The following is a 14,402-nucleotide window of genomic DNA, read 5'->3' as shown; positions in this document are numbered from 1 at the left end:
TCAATGGCCCCTGTCGCGGCCGCTGCTGACTTCCTCGGGCACCGCTTCCTTCGACATCCGCTTGCGGAATAGCGCCGCCCTGGCCAGCAGCAGGGTGGTGACCGGCACGGTGATCGACAGCAGGATCGGGATCAGCCAGGCATGCAGCACCGGGCTTTGCTTGAGCCAGGAGAAGTAGATGATCGAGGCCAGCGCCACGCACCAGGCGCCGATGGTGGAGGCCAGTGCCGGCGGGTGCATGCGCTGGAAGTAGTCCTTCAGGCGCACCAGGCCAATGGCGCCGATCAGCGCGAACAGGCTGCCGAGCAGCAGCAGTGCGGCAGTGAGCAGCTCCAGCCAGAGGGGTAATGCCAGGGCTTCGGTCATTCGATCACCTCCCCGCGCAGCAGGAACTTGGCCAGGGCGAACGAGCCGACGAAACCGAACAACGCTATCAGCAGCGCGCCTTCGAAGTAGGTGTCACTGGCGTAGCGAATGCCCAGCACCAGCATCATCAGCATGGCCAGGATGTACAGGTAGTCCAGCGCCAGTACCCGGTCCTGGGCGGACGGGCCGCGGAACAGCCGGATCAGCGCCAGGCCCATGGCCAGGGCGAAGATGAACAGGCTGGCGAGGACAGCGTTGGCGAGCAGGCCTGTCATTGGAAGATCTCCATCAGCGGGCGTTCGTAGGTGTGTTTGAAGTGCTCGATGAACGCCGCTTCATCGTCCAGATCGAAGACATGCAGCAGCAGCACGCTGCGGTCCAGGGCCAGTTCCGACCACACCGTGCCAGGCACCACCGTGGTGATCATCGACAGGGCAGCCAGGCCGTGGGTGTCGCGCAGGTCCAGCGGAATGTGCACGAAGGCCGAGCGCGGCGGCGTATTGCCAGCGCGCAGCACGCCGATCGCCACATTCAGGTTGGAATGGATGACATCGAGGCCGACCCGGCCGATCAGCCTGGCGACCGCCCATGGGCGACGCACATGAGCATGTTGCGGGCGCAATGGCGCCAGCAGCAGCGGTGCCAGGACGCCGAGCAGGGCGCCGAACAGCAGGTTGCCTGGGCTGACCGAGAGATTCAGCAGCAGCCACAGCAGCAACAGTGCGGCCGACAACAGCGGTGCGGGGAACAGTCGGTTCATGGCTGCACCTGAGCGTCGAGCGTGGTTGGGCCGGGGACTGGCCGGGCAGCCATCACCGCTTCGATGTAAGCCTCGGGCGCCTGCAGGCTGGCGGCGGTGTCCTGGGTGTAGCGCAGCAGCGGCTCGGCCCTGAAGCTGAGGATGAAGCACAAGCCGAGCAGGATCACGATGGGCAGGTACTCGTAACGGCGCAATACGGGCGACGGACGTTCCTCGGGCTTCCAGAAGCGCTGGATACCGACCCGGCCAAAGGCGATCAGTGAAGCCATGCCCGACAGGATGAGCAAGGCGACCAGTGCCCAGCCGGCAGCCGGCAGCGGTTGCTCGGCCGCTACCCCCAGGCCCAGCGGGTTGAACAGCGCACTGATCAGGTTGAGCTTGGCGACGAAGCCCGACAGCGGTGGCATGCCGATGATCAGCAGGGCACAGGCGATGAAACTCAGGCCGAGGAAGGCCATGGTCCAGGGAATGATCTGCCCGACCACCACCTTCTGCTCGTCATCGAGGTTGCTGCCCTTGGGTGGGTGCAGTGACTCGAGCAGCGGTGGCATGGCGTCTTCCTCTTCATCCAGCGGTGCTTCGTTGGCCGAGCGCGACCGCTCGACCAGTTCGGCCAGCAGGAACAGCGCGCACAGCGCCAGGGTCGAGTTGACCAGGTAGAACAACGCCGCGCCGGTCAGCGCTGACTGGGCGAAGCCGACCGCGCCCAGCAAAGTGCCTGCCGACACCAGGATGCTCAGTGCCGCCATGCGCTCCAGGCGCTGCGCGGCCAGGATCGACACTGCCGCCACCGCCAGGGTCACCAGCCCGCCATAGACCAGCCATTGCCCGCCGAAATGCGCCGAGGCACCGGCCTGGCCGGAAAACAGCAGCGTCCACAGGCGCAGCACGGCGTACAGGCCGACCTTGGTCATGATGGCGAACAGCGCCGCCACCGGCGCGCTGGCCGAAGCGTAGGCCGGCACCAGCCAGAAGTTCAGTGGCCAGATGCCGGCCTTGGCCAGGAAGGCCATGGCCAGGATCGCCGCGCCGGCATGCAGCAGGCCGCGGTCGGCTTCCGGCACCAGCGGGATCTTCAGCGCCAGGTCGGCCATGTTCAGGGTGCCGGTGACGCCGTAGAGCATCGCCGCCCCCACCAGGAACAACGACGAGGCGAACAGGTTGATCGCGATGTAGTGCAGGCCGGCACGCACCCGCGCGCGGCCCGAGCCGTGCAGCAGCAGGCCGTAGGAGGCTGCCAGCAGCACTTCGAAGAACACGAACAGGTTGAACAGGTCGGCGGTGAGGAAGGCGCCGTACAGGCCCATCAGCTGGATCTGGAACAGCGCATGGAAGCTGGCGCCGGCACTGTCCCAGCGGGCGCGGGCGAACAGCAGGGCACAGAGGCCGATGACCCCGGTCAGGGTCAACAACAAGGCTGACAGGTGGTCAACCACCAGCACGATGCCAAACGGCGCAGGCCAGTTGCCGGGCAGGTAGACGCCGATGGATTCCGCCTGGCCCTGGGTGCGTACCCACAGCAGCAGGGTGGCGGCGATGGCCAGGCCGGCGAACGTCGACAGCAGGTTCAGGCGTGCCTTGATCCGGCGGTGTTTTTCACCCAGCAACAGCATCAGTGCCGCGGTCAGCAGCGGCAGCAGGATGGGCGCGACGATCAGTTGACTCATGCCGCTCATTCGTCACGCTCCCGGCCATCCACGTGGTCGGTGCCGGTCAGGCCGCGCGAGGCCAGCAGCACGACCAGAAACAGCGCGGTCATGGCGAAGCTGATGACGATGGCGGTGAGCACCAGGGCCTGGGGCAGCGGGTCGGTGTAATGCAGCAGGTCCTGGGTGACGCCGTCCTTGATGATCGGTTCCTTGCCGATGAACAGGCTGCCCATGCTGAAGATGAACAGGTTGACGCCGTACGACAGCAGGCACAGGCCCATGATCACCTGGTAGGTCCGTGGGCGCAGGATCAGCCACACCCCCGAGGCGGCCAGTACACCGATGGCGACTGCAATGACTTCTTCCATCAGGCGGCTCCTGCTTGGCTGGGTTTCGACGGGATGCCCGGGCGGGCGCGCACCGACTGGTGCGCCAGGGCGGTGAGGATCAGCAGGGTCGAGCCGACCACCACGGTGTACACGCCGATGTCGAAGAACAGCGCGCTGGCCACGTGCATGTCACCCAGCAGCGGCAGGTGCAGATGGGCGGTGTGGGTGGTGAGGAACGGGTAGCCGAGCAGCATCGCACCGACCCCGGTCAGGGTCGCGCAGAACAGCCCGGTGCCCATCCAGCGCAGCGGCCGCAGGCTCATCTGCGCCTCGACCCACTGGGTGCCGGCGACCATGTACTGGAGGATGAACGCCACCGACATCACCAGGCCGGCGACGAAGCCGCCCCCTGGCTGGTTGTGGCCGCGCATGAACAGGTACATCGACACCAGCAGGGCGATCGGCAGCAGCAGGCGCACCAGCACCGCCGGCACCATCATGAAGCCCAGCGCGGTGTCGGTGGCATGCCGCGGGTTGATCAGGTCGGTGGCCACATCCGGTGCCAGCAAGCGTTGCTGGGCTGGCAGCTGCATGCTCTCCTTCGGTGGGCGGAAGCGGCGCAGCAGGGCGAACACGGTCAGGGCCACGGCCACCAGCACGGTGATCTCGCCGAGGGTGTCGAAGCCGCGGAAATCCACCAGCATCACGTTGACCACGTTGGTACCGCCGCCCTGGGGCAAGGCACGGCTGAGGTAGAAGGAGGAGATGTCGTTGGGTGTCGGCCGGGTCAGCATGGCGTAGGACAGCAGCGCCATGCCGCCGCCGACCAGGACTGCCAGCAGCAGGTCGCGCAGGCGCCGGGCACGGGCGCGCTCGAGGCTGCCGGGCAGCGGCGAAACGCCTTCGATACGCCGTGGCAACCAGCGCAGGCCAAGCAGGATCAGTACCGTGGTGACCACCTCGACCACCAGTTGGGTCAGGGCCAGGTCCGGGGCGGAGAACCAGACGAAGGTGATGCAGGTCATCAGGCCGCAGACACCGACCATGATCAGCGCCGCCAGGCGGTGGTACTTGGCCTGGTAGGCGGCGCCGAGGGCGCAGGCGATGGCGATCAGCCACAGCGCGACGAACACGCCGGAGCCTGGAATCTTCGGTCGGTCGCCCCAGCTCAGGCCGCTGTGGAGCATGGGGATCAGACCGGCGAGGAACGCCGCCAGCACCAGCATGAACAGCTGCGACTGCAGGCGCCGTGAGGTCAGCAGCCGCTCGATGCGCCGCGCCAGCAGCATCAGCCGCACCTGGCCGTGCTCGAACAGGCGCTTGCCGTTGAAGCGCTCGATCAGCGGCGGATAGGGGAAGCGGCCCAGGCGCAGCTGCTTGCGCAGCAGCAGGTAAAGCACGATGCCGCCGCTCATGGCCACCAGGCTCATGATCAGCGGCGCGTTCCAGCCGTGCCAGATGGCCAGGCTGTACTCCGGCAAGGTGCCGCCCACAACCGGCAGGGCGGCGGCGGCCAGCAGCGGGCCGACCGACTGGGCGGGGAAGATGCCCACCACCAGGCAGGTCAGCACCAGCAGCTCGACCGGTGCGCGCATCCAGCGCGGCGGCTCGTGCGGGGTGTGCGGCAGGTCCTGGGCGGTGGGGCCGAAGAACACGTCGACGGTGAAGCGCAGGGCGTAGGCGACGCTGAAGGTGCCGGCCAGGGTGGCGATCACCGGCAGCGCGGCCTCGACCCAGGCGGTTGAGGTGATGAACACGGTTTCGGCGAAGAACATCTCCTTGGACAGGAAACCGTTCATCAACGGCACGCCGGCCATCGAGGCGCTGGCCACCATGGCCAGGGTCGCGGTGTAGGGCACCAGCCGGATCAGGCCGCTGAGGCGGCGGATGTCGCGGGTCCCGCTTTCATGGTCGATGATGCCGGCGGCCATGAACAGCGAGGCCTTGAAGGTAGCGTGGTTGAGGATGTGGAACACGGCGGCCACGGCGGCCAGCGGGCTATTGAGGCCCAGCAGCAAGGTGATCAGGCCCAGGTGGCTGATGGTCGAGTAGGCCAGCAGGCCCTTGAGGTCGTTCTGGAACATGGCGGCGAAGGCGCCGAGCAGCAAGGTGATGGCGCCGGCACCGCCGACGATCCAGAACCATTCGTCACTGCCCGACAGCACCGGCCACAGGCGCGCCAGGAGGAACACCCCGGCCTTGACCATGGTCGCCGAGTGCAGGTAGGCCGAAACGGGAGTTGGCGCCGCCATGGCGTGGGGCAGCCAGAACTGGAAGGGAAACTGTGCGCTCTTGCTCAGCGCGCCGATGAGGATCAAGGGCAACAGCACCGGGTACAGCGCGTGCTGACGAATGGTTTCTCCGGCTGCCAGGACCTTGTCCAGGTCATAGCTGCCGACCACATGGCCGAGCAGCAGCGCACCCACCAGCAGGCAGAGGCCGCCGGCACCGGTGACCATCAGCGCCATGTAGGCGCCGCGGCGGGCGTCGGCGCGATGGTGCCAGTAGCCGATCAGCAGGAACGAGAACAGGCTGGTGAGTTCCCAGAAGAACACCAGCTGGATCAGGTTGCCGGAAATCACCAGGCCGAGCATGGCGCCCATGAACGCCAGGAAAAAGGCGAAGAAGCGCGGCACCGGGTCCTGCGGCGACATGTAGTAGCGGGCATACAGGGACACCAGGGTGCCGATGCCCAGTACCAGTAGCGAGAACAGCCAGGCAAAGCCGTCCATGCGCAGGACCAGGTTCAGGCCCAGGCTCGGCAGCCAGAGGAATTCTTCGCGGATTACACCGCCATCGGCGACCTGGGGGTACAGCAGTGCTACCTGGACGGTGCCGACCAGGGCCACCAGCCCGGCAAGGATGGACTCCGAGTTGCGGGCATTGTGCGGCAGCACGGCTGCCAGGCAACTGCCCACGAACGGCAGAAGCAGTAGCACTATCAATGACATAGCGTTCTATTCTGGAAAGGTATGCAAGGATCATACGTGCCGGGCCGTTGATCACCAACACGCAAGCTGTCGCAGAATCGTACAAAAGCGCTGTGACAAGCTGTTTTTTTATAACAGTTTTTTACAGAGCATAGCCGGTGTCGGGCGCTTTACAGGCCGGCTTCACGTTCGCGAGGGGCTTGCGCTTCCAGGGTGCGGTCCGATTCGCGGCCACGGCGGACCTTGAGTTCGCTGACCACCACGGCGATCACGATCAGCAGGCCGCCCAGCAGCGCGATGCCGGGCAGGCGCTCGCCGGCGATGCGCCCGACGATGCCGGCCCACACGGGCTCGCCGGCGTAGATGAGGGTGGCGCGGGTCGGGGATACAGACTGCTGTGCCCAGTTCATGGCCACCTGGATCACCGCGCTCATGGCGCCCAGGCCCAGGGCACTGAGCAGCAGCAGCCAGGAGAAATCGGGCAGGCGCTCCTGGGTCGGCACGATCATCAGGAACGCCAGCAGCGAGGCGGTGGCCAGTTGCACCACGGTGACCCGGCGCACGTCGACCTGGCCGGCGTACCGGCTGATCAGGATGATCTCGGCGGCGATCGCCACTGCACTGACCAGCGTGACCACTTCGCCCTCGCTGAAGTGCAGGCTGCCGCCTTCGGGCCCGGCCAGCAGCATCAGGCCGACGAAGGCCAGGCCGATGCCGAGGCTGGGCATCAGCCCTGGGCGACGCCCGAGCACCAGCCACTGCAGCAGCGGCACGAACGGGACGTAGAGTGCGGTGATGAACGCCGACTGGCTGCTGCTGATGGTTTGCAGGCCCATGGTCTGCAGGCCGTAGCCGAGCATGATCGACACGCCGATGAGCACGCCGGCCTTGAGTTCGGTGAGGGTCAACCCGGGCAGCGCGCGTGCCGACACTGCGCCGACGAACAGCGCCGCGGCGGCAAAGCGCAGGCCGACGAAGAACATCGGGCCGCTGACGGTCATCACGTTGTGCACCAGCAGGAAGGTGCCACCCCACAGCATGGTGATGAACACCAGCACCATTTCTGCCTTGCTCAGGCGGAAGCTGACGGAGGTTCTTGCGGGGCTGGCGGGCTGGCTCATGGTCTTGCTCATTCGGAAGGGGCAGCGCACAATCGCCGCAAAGTGGGCAGTATACTGCGCAACCCTTGCAAGTGAGCAATATAGTGCACAAAGATTCGACGCACCGCGCCTCGGTGCTGCAGCATGTCAGCCTCAATGTCCGCAGCTTGCGCAATGCCGCCAGCATGAGCCAGAGCGCCCTGGCCGAGCGCTCGGGTGTCAGTCGCCGGATGCTGGTGGCGATCGAGGCGGGGGAGAAGAATGTCAGCCTGACGACCCTCGACCTGATCGCCGAAGCCCTGGGGGTGGCGTTCAGCCAGTTGATCCAGGCCCCCGACCAGCGTGACCGCAGCCGCATCAACGAACCGGCCTGGGCCGGGGAACATTCCCAGAGCAGGGCCGTGCTGCTGGCCAGCAGCACGGCGCGGCGGGAAGTGGAGCTTTGGGAATGGACCCTCGCGCCTGGCGAATGCTACGCCAGCGAAGCCGACGCCGAGGGCTGGAGCGAGCAGATCTACGTGTGCGAGGGCCAGTTGACGCTGGTCATCGAAGGCGCCGAGCATCGCCTGCGCGGTGGCCAGTTCCATGTCTTCCCGAGCAATTGCCGCTATGCCTACCGCAATGATGGCGGCATGCCGGTGCGCTTCGTGCGCAACGTGGTGATCTAGGCGCTGATCCGTTCAGGGTAGATGCGGCCCAGGGCCTTCCTCGGCCAGGTGGTCCTGGCGATTGCGCAGCGGGCACTCCTTCAGCGACATGCAGCCACAACCGATGCAGCCATCGAGCTGGTCGCGCAGCCTGATCATTTCGTCGATGCGCCGGTTCAGGTCTTCGCGCCAGCGCGCCGAGAGTTGCTGCCAATCCTCGGCGGTGGGCGTGTGGTCGTTGGGCAGTTCGGCCAGGGCCGTGGCAATTTCGCCCAGTGGGATGCCCAGGCGCTGGGCCATCTTGATCACCGCGACCCGGCGCAGCATGGCCCGCGGGTAGCGGCGCTGGTTGCCGGCGTTGCGGCTGCTGTGGATCAGGCCCTTGGTTTCGTAGAAGTGCAGGGCGGTCACCGCCACGCCGCTGCGTGCGGCCAGCTGGCCGACGCTGAGGAGTTTTTCTGCGGTGATGGGCGTGGGGCTGGGCATGAGAATAACGCTTGACCTTGAGTTAACTGGAGGTTTTACCCTGCTGACCATTCCGTAGCAAGAGCCTGAAGCGAGGAGACTGCCCATGACCGCCGCGCAACAATCCCTGTGGTTCACCCAGATGATCGAATATGAAGTGCCCAGCTCGCGTCAGGCGGCGTTGGCCCAGGCCTTGGTGACGCGCAGCGAAGCGCTGGCGATGCGTTGCTCGGGCCTGCAAGGGGTCAGTGTCCAGGCCAGTGACGATGGCAGCCGGGTGCTGCAATACCTGCAATGGCAGTCCCGCCAGGCGTGGGCGCAAGCCGCGGATTTTTTCGCCGCGGAGCCGTTCTATGACTTGCTGAGCCAGCATCAGGCGCGTGGTGTGAATTTTGCGTCGTATCAGGCTTTGCGCAGCCTGGTGCGAGGCGACGATGGCGGCCTGCATTGCCAGGTCGGTGACGTTCCGGCATAGCTCAGGCATACCATGGCGCGTAGTGCGGGTAACGGTTCAGGCGTGCGCCGACCACCATCTCGCTGATCCACGCGGCCAGGATCGTGCTGTAGGCTTTCTGGCTTTCTTCGCTGGACAGCGCATGGTCGGCACCATCGACCATGCGATGGGTCAGCGAGTGGGCGCTGACGAACGCCGAGCGATAGCTCATCAGCGTGCTGTGCGGCACATAGTCGTCCTGTTCCGACTCCACCAGCAGGACGTCACCGGTAAATTCGGCGCAGGCGGCCAGGGCGCGGTTGTCGGTGGGGCCGAGCGGGCGCAGCCGGTAGTCGTTGAGGCGCTGACGGTCGAGGGCTTGCTTGGGCATGTTCCACTCGTCGTCCCAGTACATGGCCGGGACGCGCAGGGCCAGCCACTTCACCGGGCGCTGCAGGGTCAGCAGCGTCGCCAGGTAGCCGCCATAGCTGCTGCCGATGATGGCGATGGCACTGCTGTCCACCGCCGGGTGGCTGGCCAGGCGGTCGTAGGCGGCCAGCAGGTCGTTGAGGTTGTGCGCACGGGTGACGGTCAGGCGCTGGCTCTCGGTCTTCTCGTGGCCGCGCAGGTCGAAGGTCATGCACACGCAGCCCAGGCCAGTGATGTGCCGTGCGCGGGCCAGGTCACGTTGCTGGCTGCCGCCCCAGCCGTGAACGAAGAGGATTCCTGGCATCTTGCTGCCGGGGCTGACCAGGGTGCCGGCGATGCGGTCATCGTCGACCTGCAGTTCAACGGTTTCACTCTGAATGCTCATGCTGGCGAATCCGCGCGTATTTGCTGAGTTGTCCGAGTTCACTGTCGTTTCCTTGATAGAAGAGAGTGGCGTCCGGCGGCAGCTGCGCAGTGCCGAACACCTCATGGGTGGAGGCCCTCACCCGTTGCAGGTTCGGGTCATCGGCGAAGGCCAGCAGGGCCAGCAGTTCGGCGCTGCTGGCACCGCCCAGGCGCCAGGATTGTTCGAGCACGCCGCTGCGCAGATGGCCCTGGGCGTTGCGGCCTCGGGCGATGTCGTAATTGCGGCGGGAGGCGATGAAACCTGGGAAGTGCTGTTCGGCCGCTTGTTCGTAGCTGATGGCCTGGGTGACGGCCAGGCGCAGGTGGTCTTCCAGAGGTAGTTGCAGCAAGGCTTGGTAATCACCGCGTACCACCTGCAGATCGGACCCGCCATACACCTCGGTGCCCTGGTGGTCGCGGGTGAGCTGCTGGGTGCCGTGGTAGCAGCAGGTCAGGCCTGCGACACGGACCTGGCCGACGCTGAAGGTCTGTACCTCGCTGAGGTTCTCTTCCAGCACCAGCCCCCAGAGCGCCAGCTCCTGGTCATTCATGTCGGCCAGCAGCGGCTCGAGCTGGTCAAGTTGCGTGATGACCTGCTGGCCGCGCCCGGCACAGGCCCGCACCGGCTTGATGCGCAGTGGGCCGTCCTGCAGCAGCAAGCGGGCGGCGCCACGGGCGTCGACCTTGCTGAAAACGGTGTAGCCGCGCAGCAGGGCGTCGGCTGCCTGGCGCGCGAAAGCATCGGTCCAGCCTGGCGGAAAGCTGGCATCGGCGGGCAGTGGGTGGGAAATGGCCTTGGTGGCCATGTAGGGCTGACTGACCAGGCCGCCGAACAGGTCCTGCTCGCTGCGAATGCCCATGGCAGCGTAACGGGGTGGGCCGACCAGGGTTTCGGTGGGCAGGTAGTAGTACTGCCCAGGCGCCTTGGCCGGTTGCTCGACCAGCACTGTGCTGCAGCCCAGCAGGCTGGCCAGGCCGTCGGCAAGCTTCAGGTGCGTCTGGTGTTCATGCTCCGGGGTGTGCTCGCGGGTATCGAGCAGCACCACGGCTTTCTTCCGGTCGCGGGCACTGGGCATGGTCTTCTGCCTGCGTGCAATGAATGTACTGGTTGTGAAGCCCATGCCGGCGGGAAGTTCAGCTGCATGTGATCGATGGTCCCGGACGGCGTGGGCATTGTCGCCGCGTGTCGGTCGCCATGATTGCAGCGCCGAGGTGGCTGTTCCATTATCCTCATCCTGGAATAACCAAGAAGTCCGCAGGAGTGCGCATGAACGTTCAGACCACGATTCAGCAGAGTGTGCCGGAGCGCCTGGCGCGCGTGCGCGCAATCATGGCCAGGGAGGGCGTCGATGCCTTGCTGGTGCCTTCGGCCGACCCCCATCTTTCCGAATACCTGCCGGGGTACTGGCAGGGGCGTCGCTGGCTCTCGGGTTTCGATGGGTCGGTGGGCACGTTGGTGGTGACTGCGGATTTTGCCGGGGTATGGGCTGACAGCCGGTACTGGGAGCAGGCCGAGAAGGAGCTGGCCGGCAGTGGCATCGTGCTGATGAAGCTGCTGCCGGGCCAGCCGGGGGCGCTGGAGTGGCTGGGTGACAATGTGGCGGCCAAAGGTGCCGTGGCGGTGGATGGCGCGGTCATGGCGCTGGCGTCGGCGCGCCAGCTCGAAGCGCGGTTGCAGGCCCGCGAAGTGCGGCTGGTGACTGAGCGTGACCTGCTCGCCGAGGCCTGGGAAGGCCGCCCGGCGCTGCCGGCGAACCCGGTGTACCAGCACTTGCCGCCACATGCCACGGTCAGTCGCGCCACGAAGCTTGCGCAGTTGCGCGATACCTTGGCAGAGAAGGGCGCGGACTGGCATTTCATCGCGACCCTGGATGATATCGCCTGGCTGTTTAACCTGCGTGGTAGTGATGTTTCCTACAACCCGGTGTTCGTTTCCTTCGCGCTGATCGGTAGGGATCAGGCAACCCTGTTCGTCGGGGCAGGCAAGCTCGACGAACATTTGAGCCAAGTGCTCCAGGCCGATGGCATCACCGTGCGCGATTATTCGGCGATTCACCCGGCATTGGCGGCGCTGAAGTCCGGCGACCGGCTGCTGCTGGACCCGGCGCGGGTGACCTGCGGCCTGTTGAAGAACCTCGATGCTGGCGTGGAGTTGCTCGAGGGCTTGAACCCGACCACCCTGAGCAAGTCGCGCAAGGGTGAAGGTGAGCTTGAGCACATTCGCCAAGTCATGGCGCAGGATGGTGCGGCCTTGTGCGAGTTCTTCGCCTGGTTCGAGGCGCATCAAGGGCGGCAACTGATCACCGAGCTGACCGTCGATGAACAGCTGACCGCAGCGCGTGCCCGCCGGCCTGGCTACGTGTCACTGAGTTTTTCGACCATCGCGGCCTTCAATGGCAATGGTGCCATGCCGCATTACCGTGCCACCGAGCAATCCCATGCGGTGATCGAGGGCGATGGCCTGCTGCTGATCGATTCGGGCGGGCAATACCTGGGCGGCACCACGGACATCACCCGGATGGTGCCGATCGGTACGCCGAGCCTGGAGCAGAAACAGGATTGCACCCGGGTGCTCAAGGGCATGATCGCGTTGTCACGGGCGAGTTTCCCGCGCGGGATCCTGTCGCCTCTGCTCGATGCCATCGCCCGTGCTCCGATCTGGGCCGACCAGGTCGACTACGGGCATGGCACCGGGCATGGCGTCGGCTATTTCATGAACGTGCATGAAGGCCCGCAGGTCATTGCCTACCAGGCGGCGACCACGCCGCAGACGGCGATGCAGGCGGGCATGATCAGTTCCATCGAGCCGGGTACCTATCGCCCGGGCGCCTGGGGGGTACGGATCGAGAACCTGGTCGTCAACCGTGAAGCGGGCAAGAGTGCTTTCGGTGATTTCCTGGCATTCGAAACCCTGACGCTGTGCCCGATCGACACCCGCTGCCTGCTGCCTGACGTTCTGACGGCAGAGGAGCGGCGTTGGCTGAACGACTACCATGCCACGGTGCGTGAGCGCCTGGCGCCCTTGCTGCAAGGCGAGGCCCTGGCCTGGCTGGAGGTGCGTACAGCGGCCCTGTGAGGCGTGGCAAGGTGGAATGGAAAAGGGCAGCCGGTGGCTGCCCTTGTTGTCATTTGCAGATGACGATCATGCTGCGGCTGGTGTAGCCGGCGGGGTTGATGCCGAACAAGTAGTCGCCGGCCTCCTCGTCACTGTCGCCGGAGCGAGCGATGACTTTGTAGCCGCGGGTGCTGCAGGTGCTGGCTGCCTTGCTGTAGCACTTGTCCCACGAGGAAGAAAGGCCAGAGCAATTGATATGCATGCCTTTCTTACCTTTCTTGACTTCGGTCTTGGCCGTCGCGGCGCATCCCGCCATGGCCAGGACTGCCAGGATGAGCAAAATACGTTTCATGCCTGTCCTTAAATGCAGGGTCGATCAGTTGTCAGACCCTGTCGTTATTGCTTGGCTTCGTCCTGAATGTTCCCCAGCTTCCGTGTTGCATCAGTAGATAGCGTAAATATTCCGATTTTGTGACAGCTTAATCAGCGAGGCGGGCCGGGACAATGCTTAATCCCGCCTCAAATGGAAATATTTCTCAAATCAGTCGGCAGCTAAAGGGGGGGTTGTTTCCCTGCGCATTGAAAGCGTCGCCCCGACGGAGGCGGCGATGATGGCGAGAATGGCCAGCCATTGGGTCGCGCTCAGTACTTCGCCGAGGAACAGCAGGCCGGAGAGGGCGCCGATGGCAGGCTCGATGCTCATCAAGGTGCCAAAGGTGCGCGCTGGCATGCGGGTCAGGGCGACCATTTCCAGGCTGTAGGGAAGCGCGGTGGAGAGCAGGGCGACGGCCAGCGCCACGGGGATCAATGCCGGAGAGAGCAGGGCGCTGCCGGCATGGACGATGCCGATGGGGGCGACGAACAGGGCCGCGACCACCACGCCAAGCGCTGCGCTCTGGATGCCATGCTCGGCGCCGGCGCGCTGGCCGAACAGGATGTACAGCGCCCAGCACACGCCGGCACCCAGGGCATAGGCGGCGCCCACCAGGTCCAGTGGCTGGCCGCCATGGCCGACGGGGAGCAGCAACAGCAGGCCGGCCACCGCCAGGGCGATCCACAGGAAGTCCAGCGGGCGGCGCGAGGCGAACAGCGCCACGGCCAGCGGACCGGTGAACTCCAGTGCCACGGCGATGCCCAGCGGCGTGGTTTGCAGGGACATATAGAAGAGGAAGTTCATGCCGCCCAGGGACATGCCGTAGATGATCACGTTGCGCAGGGCGCTGGCAGTCATGCGCACGCGCCATGGACGCAGGATCAGCAGCATGATGATGCTGGCGAAGATCAGGCGCAGGGTGGTGGTGCCCTGCGCGCCGATGACGGGGAACATGGTTTTCGCCAGTGAGGCGCCGGACTGGATGGAGGTCATGGCGATGAGCAGCAGGCCGATGGGGAAGAGCGTGGCGGCCAGGCTGCGGGGCTGGGTGTTCATTTCTGGGTGGCTGTCCTTGGGGTATGCGGGGGTGTGCAATATAGTGCGCAATTGCTGGGGCGGGGTGCAAGGGGGAGAGGTGTAGGGGGAGAGGTGGGAGAGGTGGGAGGGCTTGTCTTGAGGTTGGGTTGGGTTTGAGAGGTGTTCGCCACAACCCTTTTGGCGCCTATGAGATCGAGCGCCGCCCGCGCGGCGCTTCGCGGGTAAACCCGCTCCCACATTTGTTGCAACGTGCCGAACCTGTCAGGCCATGGCCGCCTGCCTTGGTGCATGCCTTGAGGCAGGTGGGGCGCCATCAATGCCCACCGCGATATCCAGTCATGCCAACAAGGCTGACAACCATGGCCTCACAGACATGGCCACGTTGCAACAAATGTGGGAGCGGGTTTACCCGCGAAGCGCCGC

At 65.5% G+C, this 14,402-nt stretch carries 15 protein-coding genes; 3 read left to right on the top strand and 12 right to left on the bottom strand.

Going from position 1 to position 14,402, the window contains the following annotated elements:
• The 7 genes from ACIP21_RS24940 to ACIP21_RS24910 all read right to left on the bottom strand — a co-directional run bounded on the left by ACIP21_RS24940 (position 1) and on the right by ACIP21_RS24910 (position 7,155).
• Positions 1-366: a Na+/H+ antiporter subunit G gene (locus ACIP21_RS24940; RefSeq protein ID WP_400693433.1), complete on the bottom strand. Its 366-nt coding sequence runs from the start codon at positions 364-366 to the stop codon at positions 1-3.
• Positions 363-641, bottom strand: coding sequence for a K+/H+ antiporter subunit F (locus tag ACIP21_RS24935; RefSeq protein WP_054899865.1), 279 nt, complete (start codon positions 639-641; stop codon positions 363-365). Before ACIP21_RS24935 ends, ACIP21_RS24940 begins: the two co-directional genes overlap by 4 nt.
• On the bottom strand, positions 638-1,126 hold the full coding sequence (locus ACIP21_RS24930; protein WP_400693431.1) for a Na+/H+ antiporter subunit E: 489 nt from the start codon (positions 1,124-1,126) through the stop codon (positions 638-640). The genes ACIP21_RS24935 and ACIP21_RS24930 overlap by 4 nt, the downstream gene beginning before the upstream one ends.
• Positions 1,123-2,802, bottom strand: coding sequence for a monovalent cation/H+ antiporter subunit D (locus ACIP21_RS24925; protein ID WP_400693429.1), 1,680 nt, complete (start codon positions 2,800-2,802; stop codon positions 1,123-1,125). The genes ACIP21_RS24930 and ACIP21_RS24925 overlap by 4 nt, the downstream gene beginning before the upstream one ends.
• On the bottom strand, positions 2,799-3,143 hold the full coding sequence (locus tag ACIP21_RS24920) for a Na+/H+ antiporter subunit C (RefSeq protein WP_003250128.1): 345 nt from the start codon (positions 3,141-3,143) through the stop codon (positions 2,799-2,801). Before ACIP21_RS24920 ends, ACIP21_RS24925 begins: the two co-directional genes overlap by 4 nt.
• A complete protein-coding gene (locus ACIP21_RS24915; protein WP_400693426.1) occupies positions 3,143-6,055 on the bottom strand; it encodes a monovalent cation/H+ antiporter subunit A in 2,913 nt (970 codons plus the stop codon). The genes ACIP21_RS24920 and ACIP21_RS24915 overlap by 1 nt, the downstream gene beginning before the upstream one ends.
• A gap of 149 nt (positions 6,056-6,204) precedes the next feature.
• A complete protein-coding gene (locus tag ACIP21_RS24910) occupies positions 6,205-7,155 on the bottom strand; it encodes a DMT family transporter (protein ID WP_400693423.1) in 951 nt (316 codons plus the stop codon).
• 83 nt (positions 7,156-7,238) lie between these two features.
• Between ACIP21_RS24910 and ACIP21_RS24905 the strand changes: the two genes are divergently transcribed.
• Positions 7,239-7,802, top strand: a complete 564-nt coding sequence (locus tag ACIP21_RS24905) for a helix-turn-helix domain-containing protein (protein WP_400693420.1) — start codon at positions 7,239-7,241, stop codon at positions 7,800-7,802.
• Between the two features lie 12 nt (positions 7,803-7,814).
• Here ACIP21_RS24905 and soxR read toward each other — a convergent pair whose 3' ends face one another.
• Positions 7,815-8,267, bottom strand: coding sequence for a redox-sensitive transcriptional activator SoxR (gene soxR, locus ACIP21_RS24900; protein WP_400693417.1), 453 nt, complete (start codon positions 8,265-8,267; stop codon positions 7,815-7,817).
• A gap of 85 nt (positions 8,268-8,352) precedes the next feature.
• On the opposite strand from soxR, the gene ACIP21_RS24895 reads away from it, so the two are divergent.
• Entirely contained in the window at positions 8,353-8,721 is a 369-nt protein-coding gene (locus tag ACIP21_RS24895) for an antibiotic biosynthesis monooxygenase (protein WP_400693414.1), read from the top strand.
• A 1-nt stretch (position 8,722) separates the two neighbouring features.
• Here ACIP21_RS24895 and ACIP21_RS24890 read toward each other — a convergent pair whose 3' ends face one another.
• Together ACIP21_RS24890 and ACIP21_RS24885 are read right to left on the bottom strand one after the other, a co-directional pair.
• Positions 8,723-9,493: an alpha/beta hydrolase family protein gene (locus ACIP21_RS24890; RefSeq protein ID WP_400693412.1), complete on the bottom strand. Its 771-nt coding sequence runs from the start codon at positions 9,491-9,493 to the stop codon at positions 8,723-8,725.
• Positions 9,477-10,589: a DUF3182 family protein gene (locus ACIP21_RS24885; protein ID WP_400693410.1), complete on the bottom strand. Its 1,113-nt coding sequence runs from the start codon at positions 10,587-10,589 to the stop codon at positions 9,477-9,479. The genes ACIP21_RS24890 and ACIP21_RS24885 overlap by 17 nt, the downstream gene beginning before the upstream one ends.
• A gap of 191 nt (positions 10,590-10,780) precedes the next feature.
• On the opposite strand from ACIP21_RS24885, the gene ACIP21_RS24880 reads away from it, so the two are divergent.
• Positions 10,781-12,589: an aminopeptidase P family protein gene (locus tag ACIP21_RS24880; protein WP_400693407.1), complete on the top strand. Its 1,809-nt coding sequence runs from the start codon at positions 10,781-10,783 to the stop codon at positions 12,587-12,589.
• A 49-nt stretch (positions 12,590-12,638) separates the two neighbouring features.
• On the opposite strand, the gene ACIP21_RS24875 is transcribed toward ACIP21_RS24880, so the two are convergent.
• Together ACIP21_RS24875 and rhtA are read right to left on the bottom strand one after the other, a co-directional pair.
• Positions 12,639-12,920, bottom strand: coding sequence for a hypothetical protein (locus ACIP21_RS24875; protein ID WP_400693404.1), 282 nt, complete (start codon positions 12,918-12,920; stop codon positions 12,639-12,641).
• Positions 12,921-13,109: 189 nt separating this feature from the next.
• On the bottom strand, positions 13,110-13,997 hold the full coding sequence (rhtA, locus tag ACIP21_RS24870) for a threonine/homoserine exporter RhtA (RefSeq protein WP_400693402.1): 888 nt from the start codon (positions 13,995-13,997) through the stop codon (positions 13,110-13,112).
• Positions 13,998-14,402: the final 405 nt, after the last annotated feature.

This window comes from Pseudomonas sp. NPDC089401, from assembly GCF_044749485.1.
Classification (GTDB): Bacteria; Pseudomonadota; Gammaproteobacteria; order Pseudomonadales; family Pseudomonadaceae; genus Aquipseudomonas.
This window is presented reverse-complemented; position numbering and strand designations above follow the sequence as displayed.